Origin of the sequence: Moorena sp. SIO3E8 (genome assembly GCF_010692445.1) — a bacterium.
Classification (GTDB): Bacteria; Cyanobacteriota; Cyanobacteriia; order Cyanobacteriales; family Coleofasciculaceae; genus Moorena; species Moorena bouillonii.
On record NZ_JAAHHM010000131.1, the window covers coordinates 1 to 16,974 of the forward strand.

A 16,974-nucleotide genomic window follows, 5' to 3' on the forward strand; every position below is an offset into this window, starting at 1 on the left:
GGTAATAAGGAAAAGAGTTGCACAAAATAACGTGTCGTTTCGGAGTTGGTTGCGCCGTGTACTTGGAGACTTGTTCGCACGGTGCTTAGGGGGCGAAGAGGGAGTAATCCCTCTGACCTACCCAATACTATCCTGAGTCCACTCAACCTCAATCTCAAGAGTCTGGCTTGCTAGAGGTCAGACTGTAGCTAATAGATGATTATTTTTCCGGCAGTGTCTGGGATTCATCGGCAGACTCTGGTACGAGTATATAGAAAGCCAATTATTACTAACCGCCGATGCGTTATGTTCCACCCCGAAAGGCTTGCGAAATCCTTGGAGTATCAGAGCGAACACTCCGATACTGGGATCAAGCAGGAAAAATCAAAACCATTAGAACTCCAAGTAATCAACGGAGGTACGATGTTGACTCCGTTGTTGGACAAGTCCCAAACAAGCCAGCCGTCATCTACGCCAGGGTTTCAAGCAAAAAACCAAAAGACGACCTCGAAAGGCAAGCGGCGTTCTGCCAAGGGCAATTCCCGGAAGCAGAAATCATCTTTGACATCGGCTGAGGACTCAACTACAAGCGAAAAGGTCTTAAAACCTTATTGGGACGGGTCATGTCAAGAGATATCAGCCTGGTTGTGGTCCCACACAAAGACCGTAGGCCACGATTCTGATTTGAACTTATCGAATGGTATGTTACGCAAAACGGTTGCAAGATCGTGGTTCTCAACCAGTCAGACCTATCTTATGAGCGAGAGATGGTGGAGGATATCCTCGCCATTGTCCATGTCTTCAGTTGCCGACTCTACGGTCTCAGGAAGTACAAAACTGCTATCAAAGAAGATCCGAGTTTACCCGGGAACTGAACTGAAGCTTAAATGGAGAACTTGGATTAACGCAGCTAGATGGTGTTACAACAAAGCAATCGCCATCCTCAAAACTACAAAAATTGGGAAGTATGACCTCAGGAAAAAGGTGATGTTAGATGTTCCTGAATGGGTAAATCAAACTCCCTACAACCCTAGACAATTAGCAGTGTTTCAAGCTTTTGAAGCGCACAAAGCTGCTATTAAATCTGGTGGTCATACTAAGTTTAGGCGGTACGGCGATCCAGTCCAATCTATTCGATTCCAAAAGTCTAATTTCTCCAAAGGTGTCTTTTATCCTAGACAGACCAAAGGATTAACGTTCACTAGCAGTGAACCACTCCCTGAGCAAATGACTCACGAGCCGATACTTAGCATTGATCGAGGTCGGTGGTTTATTAGCTTTGCCGTTGAATCAGACCAAGATAATTTCCCTATCCCTCAAAAAGCAATCGCCTTAGACCCAGGGGTGAGGAGCTTTTTAACTGGATTTGATGGCCAGAGATTTATAGGCTTAGGTACTGGGGACATTGGAAGGGTTTATCGCCTGTGTTCTCATTTAGATCGATTAATTTCTCAGGCAGCCTTGGCCAAGGGAGGCCCTAACAAGAGAAAGAGGTTTAAGTTAAGGAAGGCTGCTCAAAGGATTAGGGTAAAAATTCGTAACCTAATTGATGAAGCCCACAAGAAAATTTCTTGCTATCTAACTTCTGAATATCAAGTTATTTACTTACCAAAGTTTGAAACATCACAAATGGTCGGTAAGGCTAAAAGGAAAATCAGAAGTAAAACAGTTAAGGCAATGATGAATTGGGCACATTACCGATTCAAGATGACGTTGAAGCATCAGGCAACTAAAAGAGGTTGTTTTGTAGTAGACGTATCTGAAGAGTACACTTCCAAGACTTGTACAAGGTGTGGCCATGTTCACCGTAAGTTAGGCGGATCTAAGAAGTTTTTGTGCCCTGAATGCGGACACACACTTGATCGAGACCACAATGGCGCTTTTGGGATTTTCCTGAAAGCTTTGAGAGATACCTCCTCGTCAATTACTGACGTGCTATACACGGATTCCGGCGAAGCCCACGAATTACCGGGTTAAACGTATCTGGGACGATGAACAAACTAGTATTACCCCAAACCAAAACCATTGGAGAATGGAGTTATCTGGGAATTCAGAAACACTTCCAGAAAATGCTTAGTCACGAAGCCGCCGTTCTCCAAGATCGAGATCCAGAACAGCTGCACCAAATGCGTATTGGAATGCGGCGCTTGCGTACCGCCATCACTAGTTTTACCCCTGCCTTAGACTTGCCCAAAGCAGCCTCTGAAAAACAGATTGGTAAGATTGCCCGTATTTTAGGGAGTCTTCGAGATCTAGATGTCCTCCAAGAAACCCTCCACAAAGGTTACCAACCCAAGTTACCCACCAAAGAACGGAAAGCATTGAAGCAAGCTTACGTTTACTTGGAAAAAAAGCGGTGCAAAGCTTTAACACAAGTTCGGGAAGCTCTGCAAGGTAAGCCACATCAAAAGCTTAAGCAAACCTTAAAACGGTGGCTCAAAAAACCCACCTATAAAGAAATTGCTCAGATGCCAGCGGCTGCAGTATTACCTGATTTACTCTTACCCATTGTCAGCAGCCTGTTACTCCACCCGGCTTGGCTAGTGGGCATTGATCTTAAGGATACTGGTAGCCAAACTCCCAAGCAGCTGAAACCAGCAGCAGTTGAATCCCTGCTAGCCATTCGTGGGTCAGTGATTCACGATCTACGCAAGCAAGCCAAGCGGGTGCGTTACCAAATGAACCTATTTACTGAACTATATAGTCCTACCTATAAGGACTATGTGGAAGATATGAAGCAAATTCAAGGCATCTTAGGTGATATTCAGGACAGTATGGTTTTAGACGAATTCTTAAACTCTGTCTTTCACTCGGACCTAAAACATAAGGCTCCCCAGTTGGCTGAGTTACTACAGGCCAACCGCTACAAATCATGGCAACAGTGGCAAACCTTACAACAGAATTATTTGAAGCCCGAAACCAGGCAAGCCTTTCGCCAAATATTACTGACTGAGTCAGGCAACTGATAGGTCTTATGCTGGTGAGGGTATAAACACTGTTAATGTATCTTGGTTGAATGAATTGTATAAAATGTGCTAGCCTTATCAGAGTTGGAGAGTTTGAGAGGGAAAAGAATACCACGTCCTCTTAGGTCTTGAAGTTACCGTAAGGAGAGGGTCGCCTTAATCAAAAAGTTTTAACCATGCATCTGCATAGCCTGCGGAGGGAGTTACCCTCAGACAGGGTAGCCTTAATCAAAAAGTTTTAACCATGCATCTGCATAGCCTGCCGACCATAAAGGCTACCCTGTCTAAGGCGCGCGTCTTTAACCATAAAAGGGACTCTCTCTATCGGTTTCGTCTCCGGGGATGAATTTTTCCAAATAGTGTTAATATAAAAAGTAAGGGTCTCAAAAAAAACTGGGTATTGACCCTACTCAGCTACCCTCGGTGCGTTCGCGTAGCGTGGCCATAGGCCAGGGAAAGTTACGCCCAGGTCGATAACAACCAACGCTGGTTGTGCCTGGGAATCCCCATTCCTCTTAGGATGGGGAGGTTCAATAACATAATAGATACAACACTTTGTTCTTTTTCCTTTCTCAGAGTCATGGGTTTTGGCAAAAAACCTTAGGCAAGACTGATTCCCTTGCTAAGCTGCTCAAAAAGCAGTAACGGTTTTTAACCTGTTAGGGTTAGTAAAAGCTAATCGAAAATGTCGCAGAGTCTACCAAAAACTCTTATTATTTGTTAGACTTAAATTAAGGTAACACCGACAGGGATTATTATGTAACTTAAATTAAAGCCGAAAACCAAGGGTTTAATAGTTGCGCTGTAATCCCGGTGGAACGAACTTTTTTGACATTTTTATGGCGCTCGCGGGATATTCCTGAGAGCTTTGGGAGATACCCCCTGGATGCGAAAGCATCTTGCATTGGCGAGCCTTGGTCTATCTTGGTAGACTTTGGTAGCTAAAAAGTATCGGAACTGAAAGTGTAAAAGAAAAGATACAAGTGGTCTTATAGGAGCTTTTTGCTTGATGGACTATATAGAAAAGGTTTTGGAAAAAATTCAAGAATGGGCGCGCAAGCTTATTGAAGCGCTATTAGGTCCTGAGGCTCAGCCTGAACCAGAACCAATCCCCATTCCTGTTAATGAACCAAGGTGTCGTCGGAATTAGATAGTTATTGTGTCCGGTGATACTCGAAAACGTCTAAGTATCCTGGTTCTCCATGGTCCCAATCTTAATTTACTGGGACAGCGAGAACCAGGTATTTATGGATCTGTCACCTTGGATGAGATTAACTATCTCCTAGAGCAAGAAGGGCAAATGCTTGAGGCCAGCGTGACAGCCTTGCAGTCTAATCATGAAGGTATCTTAGTCGATAAGATACATGAAGCTTTAGGACACCACGACGGGATTTTAATTAATGCTGCTGCTTATACCCATACCAGTGTGGCTATTCGAGATGCAATAGCTGCGGTAGCCTTGCCAACTGTCGAAGTTCATCTGAGTAACATTTATCAACGAGAAGCCTTTAGACATCATTCGTTCATTGCACCAGTAGTAGTCGGTCAGATTAGTGGTTTTGGAGCTAACAGCTATAGACTGGGGTTACAGGCTCTAGTTCTTACTTTGAGGAAATCGATTGGTAATTAAAATCAAAAAGGTGATGGGTGCTGCCTTGGGGGTAGAAAAAGGGAATTTAAAAGCACAGTAGATTTCTTGACAAAATCAAAATATGGATGCGGTACTCACTTTTGAACCGATTTAGAGGTGCCTTGTTAGGTAGCCTTGTGGGAGAAATCCTGGCTGGGAGTGGCTGCCAAAAGTTACCACCAGCTCAAGTAAGATTTCGACCGCTTTCCCTTGGGGATGCTGGTTTGAGTAAGGCGATTTCCGATTGGAGAAAGATTGCTACTTGTGGTATTGAAAGTTTAATTCGCTGTGGCAACCTCGATTTAGGAGATTGGTTAGTTCACTGTGAAAAGGCTCAACCCTCTATCCTTTCATTAAAAGGGACTGCCAACAGTAGCCAAGCAGCAGTAGCAACCTTAGCAGTAGCATTATTTTTTCATGAAGATGAAGTCAAGTTCCGCCAAAAGCTGCTAGAGGCGGCAGCAATTTGGCAAAATGATTCTGAAAGGTTTGAGAGTGTCTTGACTATAGGTTGGGCAATAGCGATCGCCCTTACCGAAAAACTTGACTGCCCTAACCTGATTTCCCGAATCATTGCCGACCTAGGGAACTATGAAAATCAAAATGCCTGGGTGCAACAATTGGAACAAGTACAAAGTCTACTGGAGCTTGGGGCAAGTTTAGAACAAACTGTTATCCAGCTGCGTCGAGAGCAAAGGCGTAGAAATGAGTCTGAGGATGACTGCTCTTTATCGATTGCCTTAGCATTGTACTGTTTCCTAAACACCCCAGAAGATTTTCGCCTCTGTGTAACTCGTGCAGCTCTTACAGGCTATCAATCACAAACTACTGCTGCCTTAACAGGTGCTTTAGCTGGTGCCTATAACGGTATCATCGGTATTCCAGTGCCCTGGCTGGTGGCGCTTAACCTCAGCAGTACTGGGGTTGACCAATGGCAATTAGCAGACCAGTTGTTGGCAGTGTGGTCAGGTGTATATGACGTTTCAGCGATAGCTCAGTTTCAGAAGCTAGCTGTGGTGGCACCAAGGGTGATCGGATCTCGATAAGCTGTTCAATCAAAGGACTTTCAAGGCAAAAATGAAGCTCCACCTACAAGGGGCTGTAGCCTGAAACTTGATGGTACCTAAAATTTTCATGGTCTGTGTTGCACCCGTGGTGTTGAATTTGCTACCACAGCTATAGGTAAAACCAATATAAACCAGTTAAACTAAGATGATCTAAAAAAAACACTGGCTTCTGAGTTTTGTAAACTAAAAATCAGTCAAGTCTGGAATTATATTCTGTTACTGACCCCGCAATAAAGGGTGCTTATGGGGTAAGACTTAAGCCTAAGTGTGACTAGACCATTGAGCCTAATCCTGGTAAGAACTTCCAGCCACAACCCCTAAGCTGGAGTATCTGCAAGACTGCTTACTTCAGTCGCGGTTAAGGATCGGAATCATCAAGGTGCGCGCCTCCTAGGCCGCGAGCAATCCCTCGCGGCCTAGGGTGGCACCGCTTGGATTAGGTGGTCAAGGGGACTTACAACTCCATGATTGAGGATTATCTCAATGCGAGTAGCTATTTTATCACCAACTCGACAGCGACTAATGCGAATTACCCCAAGTTCCCCTAGGGAATGGATCAAAGAAAGAAAAGCTAAAGTTGTACATAATGATGTAGGCGTATTTACGGTGAAGTTGGTCTGTGAATCATCTGGAAGTCAAACCCAAGCAATAGCCATGGGGATTGACCAAGGTAACCACGAAACCATAATTACCACTTTAATGAAGTTTTCTGTTCGCAAACTCCAGTTACTGTTACAGTATACAAGGCGTGATTGTCACTGGAAGTTTCCCACACAACCTGCGCTCTACCCATGTCAAATGAGTGGATTGAAAATGAGTGGAGGCAAACTTTCCAGTGTTTTTTATGAATAATAAATAAATGTAGATGTCTTTAAGCAAAATGCCACCACCACACAGCAAATTGTGAGCAGACCGCTACTGTTACCAGACATTGCCATTCCTGTGCTATGAAAACGTTCAATTCGCTGACGCAGCCGATCACGCAATTACGGCGAACATCTCAGCACCTTCGCAGTTTTTTGGGATTTAACTCCTCTAGTGCTGCCAAATCCTCAGTTAGCCAATCACAGCAGGAGAATTTGAAAGGACAACCTCTACAGCTCACAGAGTCTCCAACCCATTGTGAAGGCACTTCGACTAGCCTAACTTCAGGAAAAGATTGGGGCAAAAGCCAGCACCAACTTCAACAGAAAATTACTCTACCTGTAATGTGGACTTTAGCAGTGGTTTCCCTGACCAGTGTTATGGGAGGGCGCTTTTACAATCAGCCACAGCTAGATGTAGAGACAGTAGCACCACAGACAGTCCGGGCACCATTCGATGCTCTGGTTGAGGACTCTAAGACGACGGCTGAGAGACGCAAAGAAGCTCAAAGAGGTGCTCAACCAGTCTTGATGATTGACCAATCTGTTACAGAAAGAATTGATCAAAATCTTGAGAAGTCTCTCGACGCTGTGGAAGAACTGCGCACTAACAGCGGTGTTTTTCCTTTTGTAAAGACTGATGTACTATCCATCGCCACCCAGCGGTATCTGCGCCAAAGTAAGGAATGGGAATGGCGGGCTATCTTGGCATTTTCAGATATCGATAACCATGTCAAGGGGTTTGATGCTGAAGCCAAACCACCAACTCCGGCAGAAAATTCATTAAATAAAGCTTTTGTTGAGGCAGTAAGTGAACTGCAAAGCTACCGTCAACAGTCTTCTGAACAAGAGTTCTCAGCTCTGATTGAGTCAATATCTGCTGCTCGCCAACAGTACGCTCAGGTGTTGCCTCAGCTGTCACAATACCTGAGCCCTGAATTCAGTAGCCTAGATGATGTTTCCGTACTGGATCTATCAGATCAAGATTGGCAGAAAACCCGCATAGTAATTAAGCAGGCTGCTGGTCGCATCCTGACCCAAGGCATGGTTCCAGGATTACCACCAAATCTGATCCAAGAGGCGGTGAAGGTAAACTTGAGTAGCCTTATGCCTCAGGAAGCTCAACCACTAGCTAAGTATTTACTAGTTAGAGTGTTAGAACCCAACTTGATCGAAAATAAAGAATTAACCAAGCTCATAGCAGAACAGGCAGCAGAAAAAGTGGAACCAATGATGGTTTCAGTGCAGCAAGGAGATGTGATTGTAACCGCAGGTGAAACCATCACTCAAACAGACTTTGTACTACTGGATTATTTCGACTTAAGCCGTCGAGGAATTAACTGGCCGGGTTTGATGGGATTTGGTGGTTTGGTGACTACTACGGTGGGCATCTTTGCCTTAGTGCAACGGCGAGTTCACCCGAAATGGAGACGGCGGGACTACATTTTGGTATTGCTACTGACGCTGAGTATGCCAATATCAATACTCTTCAAGAGTCCCTTCTTCAAGATTCCCTACACTATGCCTGCTATTGGTTTGTTAGTAGGGAACTTTTATGGGTCTACCATGGGCGTGACAGTGGTGGTTTTACTGACAGGCTTAGTGACCTTTAGTATGGAAGTCACTGGAGAACAAGTACTGGCAAATGTTGCTGGTGGTTTACTGGGTGCCTTGATGGCAGGACGAATGCGATCGCGAGAGGAATTGGCTGTTTTGGGAGTTGGGGTAGGCTTAACTCAAGGTGTCGTTTCCCTGATTATCAATCTGATTATTAGTGCCACGGCTAGTACAATTTGGTATGCAGTTCTGCCAGGAGCCTTGTTATTCGCTCTGTCTGGCTTAGCTTGGAGTATTGTCGCCCTGGGCCTATCACCTTACCTGGAACGTTTGTTTGACCTGGTGACACCGATTCGTCTGGCAGAATTGTCTAATCCCAACCGTCCCCTGCTCAAACGTCTAGCTACTGAGGCACCTGGAACGTTTCAACATACTCTGTTTGTTGCTTCTTTGGCAGAAGCAGCGGCTCAAGAACTCCACTGTAATGTGGAACTGGTTCGGGCAGGTACGCTCTACCATGACATTGGTAAAATGCACGATCCGTTAGGGTTTATAGAAAATCAAATGGGTGGTCCGAACAAGCATGATCAGATTAATGATCCTTTCAAGAGTGCTGAAATTATCAAAAAGCACGTTACCGAAGGACTGGTTATGGCTCGTAAGCACCAGTTACCCGAGGCAGTGCGGGACTTTATCCCAGAGCATCAGGGGAAATTGCTGATTTCCTATTTTTATTTCCAGGCTCAGCAAAAAGCCCAACTCGAAGGTACTGGGTCTGTGGACGAGTCATATTTTCGTTATGACGGTCCAATTCCCCAGTCCCAGGAAACTGGTGTAGTTATGTTAGCTGATGCCTGTGAAGCGGCCCTACGCTCACTCAAAGAGGTCACTCCGGAAACTGCTCTTACGGTGGTCAATAAAATTCTCAAAGCTCGCTGGCAGGACAACCAATTAGTGGATTCTGGCCTAACCCGGCAGGATTTATCAAAAATTGCCCAAGTGTTTATCAGAGTTTGGCAACAATATAATCACCAACGTATTGCTTATCCAAAGGGAGCACTTAATTGCCAGTCGTCTCCTAAATGAAGTATGAAGTCTCCAGTCTTGGTACAGCAATAGTATGAAACAGTATCGAACAAGGAATTTCAGATCTGTTCCACCCTCTTGAATCCTGTTTCTGTACAAACACTGTGCAAGCCTTTGTCCCACTCATCAATGGGTAGTTGAGGTATATAGGCAAATTCAAATACAATGCCGATGGTAGGAATAGAATCCCACTCTGGTGAATTCAGCAGTCGGTCATAGAAACCACCACCGTAGCCCAAACGATACCCCCGCTGGTCACAAGCCACAGCGGGTACAAGGATTAAATTCACATCCTTTGGCTCTAGGGTGGTAGCATTAGGTTTGGGTTCTAAAATACCATAATTTCCTTTTTGCAATGGAACGCCCGCCTTCCAGCTATGCCAGAAGAGAGATTTTCCCACACATCTGGGTAGTCCCCAGCAGTGCTTAGTGTCTGTAAATAGGGGACTTAGATCTGGTTCTTGTCGAAAACTGAAATAGGCTAAGACTGTTTGTGACTGGGTAACTAGGGCTGAAGATTGCAGATGGCTACAGATGCGATCGCTTTTTTGCCGCCATTCTTCTACAGACATAGACTGACGCTTTTGAAGCAGGGATCGGCGTAGTTCTGCTTTGTTCATCTGAACTTACCTCCGGTATGATAGCGCGATCATATCAACAAACTATGCTGATAGTGGGTAATCATACCGAGTTGCATTTAGCGATGCAGCGCGGTCTTGGGGGTTTCCCCCATGAGCGACTGCATCAAGACATAGGTAGTAGATAGGAGCTTGTTCACTCCCATCTACCAATTCCGTTCAATTGAGCCCTTAAGCATTGAACTTCCCCATCCTAAGAGGAATGGGGATTCCCAGGCACAACATAGTTGGTTGTTATCGACCTGGGCGTAACTTTCCCGCGCACCGAACGCGCCCCGCGTGGCCATAGGCCAGGGTAGCTGAGTAGGGTCTTTTGCCCTGTTTTTTTGAGACCCTTCCTTTTTATATTAATACTATTTGAGAGGGAAAATTCATCCCCGATATAAGAGGACGGGGTATTCTTTTCCCTCTCAAACTCTCCCACTCTGATAAATAATAGGTTAAATAATAGGTTTGAGAGCAACTTGGTATCAGTAATGGGTAATTGGCAACTGGGCTTATTCCCCATTACCCATTACCCATTACCTAATCTCTCCCATTACCTAATCTCTCCTCTAGCAGGCACCAGTTACCTCTAGTAAGCACCGTTATTTTTGGGAAAAATAATAACACCAATGGTTTTCAATATGATCCATAAATCCAGCCAAAAATTCCGGAAACTGACATAGTAAACATCAATTTGCACACGGCGGTGGTAAGGTATGTCATTGCGTCCAGAAACTTGCCATAAGCCAGTAATTCCGGGTCGAATTGTCAAGACTTTATCCATGTGACGCCCGTATTTGGGCAATTCCTCTGGCACTAACGGTCTTGGACCAACCACACTCATCTGTCCGTTGAGTACATTCCAGAACTGAGGAAACTCATCTAAGCTAGTCAGCCGTAGAAATTTTCCAATTCCAGTAATTCGAGGATCATCCTTGAGCTTGTAATTATCCTGAAATTCCTCCCGTATCTGAGGGTATTTTTCGATCATCTCTAGCAACATTTCATCTGCATTTTCCACCATAGTTCTGAATTTCAGGCAAGCAAAAGGTTTGTAGTCTTTACCCACCCGCTCCTGAACATAAAAAATTGGTCCAGGTGAGCTGATCACAATTAGCAATGCCAGTAGCAGGTAAACGGGAAAAAACGAAATTAGAACTGATAGGGAAAAGGTCACATCAAACAGTCGCTTGGCAAAATTTCCGTCTAAGCGATAGCGAGTCAGATTCTTGTGTCTACGACGTGAAACGAGGGGCTGAAAACCTCGCTTCACGAATGCTCGCAATATCTTGACGGAGTTAAGTTGGCTTTCGGCAGTCATCTCACTCCTTCAATTCACACCACACGTCATAATCATAAAGCTACGAGACACTCGCTATAGCCCATAGCCAGCTAGGATATTTAATTTTTTACCAGAGAAATTAAAACTGGTAGTCTTGATAACAGTTTTCCAGAAATGTCAGGTAGCGATCAGCAAAAATATTGGGGGCAAATTTGGCAGCGTTTAACCGGCTCGCTTCCGGATTAAAATTTCCTGCCAAGGTCTCAAAGGTTTCCATAGCTTCAATCAAAGCCCCTGAGCTTTGCTCTGGAAACAATAGACCTGTACCGCTGTCTAAATGTTGCCGAATATCTAGAACTGTTTCTAGTGCCCCACCAGCACCATAGGCAATCACCGGCGTACCACAAGCTTGGGCTTCCACCAGGGCAATGCCGAAATCCTCACAGGCAGCATAGACAAACCCTTTAGCTTTAGCCATATACTGCTCAACCACCTGATTGGGTTGAAATCCCATAAATTCTACATTTTTGTGAGCCAAGTTGCGAATCCCTGCTAAATCTGAGCCATCACCAATCACCACTAGAGGGTATCCCAGTTGATTAAAAGCTTGAACAATTAAAGATACTTGTTTGTAACTTACTATCCGGGAAACGGTTAGATAAAAATCTTCCTTTTCTTCCTGGAAAGGAAAACGTTCAATATTAACCGGTGGGTAAATCACTTCAGCCCTACGCCGATAGCAGCGCCAGATCCGCCGTGCTGTGTGATGAGAGTTGGCAATAAAGTAATCCACCCGATTTGCTGTAATCACGTCCCACTGACGTAACCGATGAAGCAGATAGCGAGTGATCAACCCTGGAAAACCCTGTCCCATAGAACTACTGCGCAAATAATCAAACGTCAAGTCCCAGGCATAACGCATGGGTGTATGGCAGTAGCAGATGTGCAGTTGTTGGGGACTAGTAAGGACACCCTTGGCAACAGCATGGGATGAGGAGAGAATAATATCATACTCCCCTAGTTCTAGCTGTTCAATCGCTAAGGGTAGCAGCGGCAGATATTTCTGAACCCCGTTACGAGCGAAGGGTAAGTTCTGTAGGAAGGTTGTGCCAATAGAGCGCTGATATAGATAACTCTGGGGATTGGTTGATTCAAAATCAATCAGGGCGTACAGGTCGGCATCAATGTGTTTGAGTATTTCTTGAACTACCAGTTCTGAGCCACCAGTTGCTTTGGGAGTCAACCACTCATGAACCAAGGCATATTTCATGAGATATCAAAGGCAGATTTTTTAAAAATACTACTAGCAGTACTTGACAAACGAAACATGCCATATACTTCAATGGTAAATTTACTATAGACCTAGCAGCTACGGTATTTTGGGTATTGCCTAACCATGATATAAAAATATAGGGTTTTTCAGCTGCGCTCTAGAGGGCGATTCTATAGCGCACTCAGCTCCCGACAAGACATCTAAACAACCTGTCTGGTAATACAGAGGTCGAGTTAATAATAGGGTTTTATTAACTGTTTCAACCCCCTAGTTAGCTGAGCAGTAGCTATTAATATCCGCCACTAATTTTGGTTCTGGGGTGGTGGCTTTCTGCAAATTGCTCAAAGCTTCCTCCGCAGCTGAGCGGTCTTGCTTCTTAAAAGCCTCTACAAAGTCACGAGTCGCTTTGCTGGTATTGCGATACATCTTAATAAAACCAGCTTGATAGTCTTGGAGCTGTTCGTCCTTAACTATTATCGATTCCATGTCTTGAGATGCCCCCTCCATAGCATCAGCTGCCTGGAGCATTGCCTCGGGATCACTTGATTCTCCACCATTAGTCAGGGTTTTAGCTTCTTCAACGGCCTGGTTCGCCACTTCAATAATTTTCTGACATTCAACTTTTTTGCCACTACAGCTAACGGTCAATAAGCTCATGAGTACAGTCACCGGAACAAGGAGGAAGTACCGCGTTGGAAAATGCATTAATGCTCTCCTAATCAGTTTTGGGTACTCTCGTTTTGGTAGCATATTTTTACCATGCTGAACAGCTTTAGCTTTAATTCCACAACACTCCACTCTTCAATGCACGGCGTTCAGAGTCAGGATAGGGTGAGCGCGCGGGTGTAGGCTAACATTGACAGGACTTACCCAAAACTGGGCAACAAACGCGCGCGCTTATGGTGTATGGCCCTGAGCGAGACCCTACAAGTACAGTTGCTGCGTAAGTCAAGAGCCAGGAAGGTCAGTGTTCCCCTGCTTCAATAGCTGTAGCAAGCTGTTGCAAGGTTTGTGTGACTTGATCGAGCTGTTTTAGAGACTCATTTTGAGTTTCTGCCAAGGTTTGCACCGCATCACTTAGAGCAAAAAGCTGGTAGCCTTGTTGTTGAACTTGCTGCCCTTGGTTTTGTACTTGAATGACAAAGTTATCGACCCGGTCAGCGAGACGGTCTATGGTTTCGGTAGTGGCAAGCACTGCCTCTCCGATTTGTCCAACAATCAATTCCAAACGACTGATGCGGTTTTCCACCGTCAGAGACTCTTGTATGGTAGGAGTCGTGTTGTATGAAGTGTTTCCCATTTGAGCTGGTTTATCCACCGGCAAGGTTTTCAATCAAACATCAATATCGGCCCTCAATATCGGCCCTCAATATCATCGGCGCGAGGCAAACAGGCATGGAGTATGAAGTCTTGCCTAGTCTGCCATTAAATGGGGTCAGATCCAAATATCCCCTTTTAATTCGCCAAGAGTATTCTATGATTATTGGTTGAACTAGCAAAATTTCAACCCCATTGACAGAAAACGTTTCCTAGTTTGATCCCACTCACAGCAATTTCAAAGTGACGCTTTTCTGCCAATGGCAAGTATAATGCCGGTGTTAAGGCAATTCAGACTGGGGTGATTTACCTGTTGAGAGATTCCTCAAACTGAGCATGTCGCCCCAATTTGAGGGATTTATGCCTATCAAATTACCACAGTTTATCAATTAGCCGAATACGACTAGCCGGATAGGACGTTGAGTTGTCGGATCAAACTTCCACAACAAACAGCTAACGGTCAAAAACTTACAAGGGTATTCACTTATGCAACTACTATTTCTAGTCCTGCTATGGGTAGTGCTTGGATTTTTGCTCGCCAAGCTGCTGCTCGAAATCATCCCTAAACAGTATTTCACCTGGCTTGGGGGTTTTTTGGTTTTTGCCATCATTGTCCTGCTGTTTTTCACCCCAACCAATGCCCTGGTTTCACCGATATGGACAATTCTCTCACTTCCCTTTCAACCATTGGGCTTAGCAATTCTGCTTTGGTTCCTAGGAGCAATGCGAATTAAAGGTGACAACATCTCTAAACCAGGACCTACCTTGATTTGGACGGGATTTTTTGTCTTGCTTGTCGCCAGTACCCCTTTTCTATCTAATCGGTTGGCTCAACTTCTCGGGCCTGGAGTCGTTCAAAACCAACCTCAGGTTCAAATGGCGAAAACAATTGGGTGGCAGGAGGAAACCCTCACTGCTTTTGTTCCCAATGGGGAATCAATTCAGCTTACTACTAATGCTAGTCCTTTCCCTAGGGACGCTGTGTTGGCTCAACTTGTTCCACCCAATCAAGCCATTGGCATCCAAGCTTTTATCCCTTCTATCGGAGCCCTTGACCAAACTACCCAGGTGATTAACAGCTTCTTTAGCAATATTTACTTCCAACTACGAGGAGGACCAGTTACCGGCACAGAACTTGAATCGCCAACCGCAAGAGATGTTTCTTGAAAGATAGACCTTATGTTAACTACCCACATGAACCCGAACGGGTATAGTGTGGGTTTATGGTTTCATCGGAAGTAAACCGATATCACCCTCGGCTCTCACCTTCTGTAAGGATCGATGATTTATCCTGATCTGCGGTTACCTTCAGGTTAAGTACTCCCCGATTTTTTGTTTAAGGTTAAGCCTATAGTAGGGGAATTGTTTAAATATTGTAACCAGGACGGGAATTGTATAGTATTGTAACATGCTGAATTCCCGTCTAAAAAAACTGCTGCTTTACCTGCGCCCATACTGGCGACAGTCAGCCCTAGGTGTTTTTGCCCTCCTTATTGTCAATGGACTTGGTGTTTATATCCCCTTACTGATCAGGGATACTATTGACGAGTTGAGTCAAACCCTGAGCTTCGACCAAGTCGGGAGCTTTGTGCTGCTTATTTTGATACTCACCTCATTGATGTGGGGGATTCGGATGGTTTCGCGCATCCTATTGTTTGGGGTGGGGCGCAAAGTGGAATTTGACCTCAAGCAGCGGATTTTTGGGCATTTGCTGACATTGGAACCAGCCTATTTTTCTCAGAACACCATAGGTGATTTGATTAACCGAGCCACCAGTGATGTGGATAATATTCGGCGTCTATTGGGGTTTGCAGTTTTGAGTCTGGCAAATACAGTGTTTGCCTACTCTTTGACCGTGCCGGTTATGATTGCCATTGATCCGTGGTTGACGTTCTTAGCATTGGCGGTTTATCCGTTGATGTTGATCACTGTCAAGCTATTTAGTGAAAAACTGCGCAGCCAACAACAAGAAGTCCAGGAGAAACTTTCTAACCTCAGTGAGCTGATTCAGGAAGATATGAGTGGTATCGCCATGATTAAAATCTACGCTCAGGAAGAAAACGAGCGTCGTGCGTTCCATCAGCTCAATCAGCAGCTTTTGGGAGCAAATCTCAATTTGGCAAGAACACGAAACTTTCTGTTTCCAATAATTGAGGCTCTTACCTACGTCAGCTTACTGGTGCTGTTAAGTATTGGTCCTGGCTCCATTAAGTCCGGTGCTATCAGTATTGGTGACTTTGTGGCGCTGATTATCTACACTGAACGTTTAGTCTTCCCCACAGCACTGCTAGGGTTTACCATCACTGCTTATCAACGCGGTGAAGTGAGTATTGATCGTATTGAGTCGATTCTCTTGGCTCAGCCTCGGATTACAAATGCCCCAGATTCGGTTAGCCTGCCAACGCCAGTAAGGGGTAAGCTCAAGGCTGTAAACTTGAGTTACACTTACCCCGGCAGCCAAACTCCTGCCCTGAAAAATGTTAGCTTCACGATTAATGCAGGTGAGACAGTAGCGATTGTGGGAGCCATTGGTTCTGGAAAATCTACCCTGGCTAATGCCTTGCCTCGTTTGCTGGATATTCAAGCTAGTCAACTGTTTTTGGATGGATATGATACTACTAAGCTGCCCTTGCAGGACTTGCGGAATGCGATCGCATATGTTCCTCAAGATAGCTTCTTGTTCAGCACTAGCATTAAAAACAATATCTGCTACGGTATACCAATCAGCGAACACTCAGAGGTAGAATACGCAGCTTCGCAATCCCAAATTCACCCTGAAATTATGAATTTCCCCCAGCACTACGAAACAATTGTTGGGGAAAGGGGAATAACCCTGTCTGGGGGGCAGCGACAACGTACTGCTTTAGCTAGAGCTCTGCTGATGGATGCACCAGTGCTGATTCTTGATGATGCACTTTCGAGTGTTGATAATCAGACAGCAACCCAAATACTGGAAAATCTTTCGGAAGGAGTCCAGCGCAAAACTGTAATTTTTATCTCCCATCAACTTTCAGCTGCTGCCAAGGCTGACCGGATTTTGGTAATGGACGCAGGGAAAATTGTCCAAACTGGTTCTCATGGTGAACTTCTACAACAACCCGGTATTTATCGCTTTCTTTGGGAGCAGCACCAATTAGAAGAAGTATTGCAGTAGAGAAGAAGTGTTGAAGTAGTTATTGAAGAAGTAGTTAACTTACCTAATAGGTGACATACTCCCGACGCCGAATCTTTGATTACGGCGCGGGCTTCTTAACCTCACGATTAAGAGTTTCTGCGTAGCACTTATCTAGGTACAAAACCCCCGACAGTACGCTATCAGCAGACAGTTTCC

14 protein-coding genes and 1 pseudogene are annotated in these 16,974 nt (G+C 44.9%); 10 read left to right on the forward strand and 5 right to left on the reverse strand.

The features are described 5' to 3' along the window. The first annotated feature begins 278 nt into the window (after positions 1-278). The 8 genes and pseudogenes from F6K46_RS31775 to F6K46_RS31810 all read left to right on the forward strand — a co-directional run bounded on the left by F6K46_RS31775 (position 279) and on the right by F6K46_RS31810 (position 9,148). A pseudogene (locus F6K46_RS31775) lies at positions 279-854 on the forward strand (IS607 family transposase). Then, complete coding sequence (locus tag F6K46_RS31780) at positions 775-1,956, forward strand: transposase (RefSeq protein ID WP_293065370.1); 1,182 nt, start codon at positions 775-777, stop codon at positions 1,954-1,956. The pseudogene F6K46_RS31775 and the gene F6K46_RS31780 overlap by 80 nt, the downstream one beginning before the upstream one ends. Before the next feature lie 14 nt (positions 1,957-1,970). Then, positions 1,971-2,945 (forward strand): CHAD domain-containing protein, encoded by a 975-nt coding sequence (locus tag F6K46_RS31785; RefSeq protein WP_075905192.1) that lies wholly within the window; start codon positions 1,971-1,973, stop codon positions 2,943-2,945. Between the two features lie 1,009 nt (positions 2,946-3,954). Next, positions 3,955-4,095: a hypothetical protein gene (locus tag F6K46_RS31790; RefSeq protein WP_168166538.1), complete on the forward strand. Its 141-nt coding sequence runs from the start codon at positions 3,955-3,957 to the stop codon at positions 4,093-4,095. A 9-nt stretch (positions 4,096-4,104) separates the two neighbouring features. After that, positions 4,105-4,575, forward strand: coding sequence for a type II 3-dehydroquinate dehydratase (gene aroQ, locus F6K46_RS31795; RefSeq protein WP_293065376.1), 471 nt, complete (start codon positions 4,105-4,107; stop codon positions 4,573-4,575). An 86-nt stretch (positions 4,576-4,661) separates the two neighbouring features. Further along, positions 4,662-5,621 (forward strand): ADP-ribosylglycohydrolase family protein, encoded by a 960-nt coding sequence (locus tag F6K46_RS31800; RefSeq protein WP_293065379.1) that lies wholly within the window; start codon positions 4,662-4,664, stop codon positions 5,619-5,621. 504 nt (positions 5,622-6,125) lie between these two features. Then, positions 6,126-6,494, forward strand: a complete 369-nt coding sequence (locus tag F6K46_RS31805) for an RRXRR domain-containing protein (RefSeq protein ID WP_075905186.1) — start codon at positions 6,126-6,128, stop codon at positions 6,492-6,494. A 167-nt stretch (positions 6,495-6,661) separates the two neighbouring features. After that, complete coding sequence (locus F6K46_RS31810; RefSeq protein WP_293065382.1) at positions 6,662-9,148, forward strand: HD family phosphohydrolase; 2,487 nt, start codon at positions 6,662-6,664, stop codon at positions 9,146-9,148. Positions 9,149-9,207: 59 nt separating this feature from the next. Here the strand turns inward: F6K46_RS31810 and F6K46_RS31815 are convergent, their stop codons facing one another. The 5 genes from F6K46_RS31815 to F6K46_RS31835 all read right to left on the reverse strand — a co-directional run bounded on the left by F6K46_RS31815 (position 9,208) and on the right by F6K46_RS31835 (position 13,626). Further along, the gene (locus tag F6K46_RS31815; RefSeq protein WP_075905182.1) at positions 9,208-9,768 is read right to left on the reverse strand and encodes a 5-formyltetrahydrofolate cyclo-ligase; all 561 of its coding nucleotides are present in this window, start codon (positions 9,766-9,768) and stop codon (positions 9,208-9,210) included. 592 nt (positions 9,769-10,360) lie between these two features. Next, positions 10,361-11,092, reverse strand: a complete 732-nt coding sequence (locus F6K46_RS31820; RefSeq protein ID WP_293065385.1) for a sugar transferase — start codon at positions 11,090-11,092, stop codon at positions 10,361-10,363. Between the two features lie 100 nt (positions 11,093-11,192). Further along, complete coding sequence (locus tag F6K46_RS31825; protein ID WP_293065388.1) at positions 11,193-12,323, reverse strand: glycosyltransferase; 1,131 nt, start codon at positions 12,321-12,323, stop codon at positions 11,193-11,195. A 270-nt stretch (positions 12,324-12,593) separates the two neighbouring features. After that, positions 12,594-12,995 carry a hypothetical protein gene (locus F6K46_RS31830; RefSeq protein ID WP_229415525.1) on the reverse strand — a complete coding sequence of 134 codons (402 nt, stop codon included), beginning with the start codon at positions 12,993-12,995 and terminating at the stop codon, positions 12,594-12,596. A gap of 295 nt (positions 12,996-13,290) precedes the next feature. Next, complete coding sequence (locus F6K46_RS31835) at positions 13,291-13,626, reverse strand: hypothetical protein (RefSeq protein WP_293065391.1); 336 nt, start codon at positions 13,624-13,626, stop codon at positions 13,291-13,293. A 503-nt stretch (positions 13,627-14,129) separates the two neighbouring features. Here F6K46_RS31835 and F6K46_RS31840 point away from each other — a divergent pair. Beyond that, positions 14,130-14,810: a hypothetical protein gene (locus tag F6K46_RS31840; protein WP_293065394.1), complete on the forward strand. Its 681-nt coding sequence runs from the start codon at positions 14,130-14,132 to the stop codon at positions 14,808-14,810. Between the two features lie 241 nt (positions 14,811-15,051). Continuing rightward, on the forward strand, positions 15,052-16,797 hold the full coding sequence (locus F6K46_RS31845; RefSeq protein WP_293065397.1) for an ABC transporter ATP-binding protein: 1,746 nt from the start codon (positions 15,052-15,054) through the stop codon (positions 16,795-16,797). The last annotated feature ends 177 nt before the right edge of the window (positions 16,798-16,974 follow it).